This window comes from Niallia sp. M35, assembly GCF_050971705.1.
Taxonomy (GTDB): domain Bacteria; phylum Bacillota; class Bacilli; order Bacillales; family Cytobacillaceae; genus Niallia; species Niallia circulans_A.
The window spans coordinates 1-1616 of sequence record NZ_JBPCEP010000044.1; the positions used below are offsets into that span (position 1 = coordinate 1).

3 protein-coding genes are annotated in these 1616 nt (G+C 37.7%); all 3 read right to left on the reverse strand.

The window, feature by feature from the left end; translation table 11 throughout:
- Positions 1 to 106 precede the first annotated feature (106 nt).
- From NiCM35_RS26565 to NiCM35_RS26575, 3 genes are read right to left on the reverse strand one after another with little or no spacing between them, the layout of a single operon-like run.
- Positions 107 to 415: a hypothetical protein gene (locus NiCM35_RS26565; protein ID WP_433780905.1), complete on the reverse strand. Its 309-nt coding sequence runs from the start codon at positions 413 to 415 to the stop codon at positions 107 to 109.
- A 25-nt stretch (positions 416 to 440) separates the two neighbouring features.
- Complete coding sequence (locus tag NiCM35_RS26570; RefSeq protein WP_095334370.1) at positions 441 to 650, reverse strand: hypothetical protein; 210 nt, start codon at positions 648 to 650, stop codon at positions 441 to 443.
- Positions 650 to 1345 (reverse strand): DUF4176 domain-containing protein, encoded by a 696-nt coding sequence (locus NiCM35_RS26575; protein WP_433780906.1) that lies wholly within the window; start codon positions 1343 to 1345, stop codon positions 650 to 652. The genes NiCM35_RS26570 and NiCM35_RS26575 overlap by 1 nt, the downstream gene beginning before the upstream one ends.
- Between the last annotated feature and the right edge of the window lie 271 nt (positions 1346 to 1616).

The following is a 1616-nucleotide window of genomic DNA, read 5'->3' on the forward strand; positions in this document are numbered from 1 at the left end:
GCTATCGTATTTAGAGAAGTCTGCATCTGATGAAGGGCCCGCTTATATGTATGAAGCTGTTCAATGATCTGATCCAGAATCCCATAGTTAATTTTCAAGTCCCTTTTCATGACTGGCCGCTCCGAATGTCCTTGCTGATTTCTTCGTCTGCCTTTGTCATTTCTTCCAATATACTTTTACCAGCTGTATAGACAGCATGCATATTTTTTACTAACTCTTTATTTACATCATTATTCATATGATCCAGAATAGCATCCACTTTATCGATGAAATCAGAATGAAAGTTTTTCAACTGATTTCTTGTGCCTGTACGAAAGGTGTCTGAGTAACTACTAAACTCATCGATACTGGATTGCAGGGTTTGTAAAGTTGCCTGTAACTCACGGATATCCATCTTTATCTGTGCGGTTCCCAATGGTAAACTCCTCTCTCCTATTTTCTCATCTAAAAGGAACGGATTCAATAGCGACAATCAGTCGATTCAGTTCTCTAATCATTTCTTCTATTTTTTCCCGCATCTCTTCTTCGACAGAGGCATTTTCTAAGTCCATTTGCTCAAAATTTTTCTGTATGCCCTCTTTGGCATCTTCCAAAAAAGAGATCATATTTGATACTAAGCTAGAGGAAAAGCTTGACGTATAGTTTGCCATTATCTTTCACCAGCTCTTTCCATTTCCACTTGTAACGATTGCATGTCCTGTGCGGAAAACTCAATTGATGTCATCTTTTTTTCTACAATTAGCTCTTCTTTCATAAGCAGTTCAAATGCTTCTTCCATCTCATCTTTAAAACCCTTGTGGATGACATTTGTAATCAAAGGCTCTGTGAAATAAAGGATAGCATCTTTCTTCATTTCTCCTACAGGGTAAACCACACCGCCGTACGGAAAAAACGTTTGATAGCCTGTTGGGACGGTATAACGTTTAGTGATGACAATTTTGGCTGCTGAAGAAGTTTGCTGTTCTGGCAGAAAGTAAAGGGGATTCAGTTCCACAACTGACCCTAATGGCAGCACTTCTCTCATTATTTCTATGCAGGAAGTAACGAAGGGGAAGAAAAGATGGTCCTGTAAACGATAATGGGACTGTCTAAACTGAATCACATGCTCCTTATCCTCTTTTCTATAATAAATGGCCTCCTGGTTGGTGCTCTTTATATCATAGGAACGGAGCCCTTGCTTATAAGCAAAATAGAGTTCCCGAAAGACGAGCTCGTCCTCCAGATATAAGTCAGCAAACGCATGGATTGCCGTACGATATTTATCCTTTGATTCATCGGATAAAGAATCCATGAGCTGAGCTATTTTTTTCATTGCCAACGCCTTTAACTGTTTTCTATCATTCAAATGGCTCCCTCCCTGCCATGTAAATATTTTACATACATATATTATAAATGAGGGAATGGAAAATGATAAGGTGAAAAATAGCTAAATACCAAAGACCTACTTATATTCCTTTATTTTCCTAAATAACTCTTCATTCAAATGCTGTCTCTGATAATTTTAAATCCCGAAAGACTTGACTCCCTCAAACGCTAGTTTTGCTTTTTCCTACTAAATTTTCTAAAATTAGATTCTATCCTCCTTAGTATATTTTTTGAAATCCTGCAATCCTTGA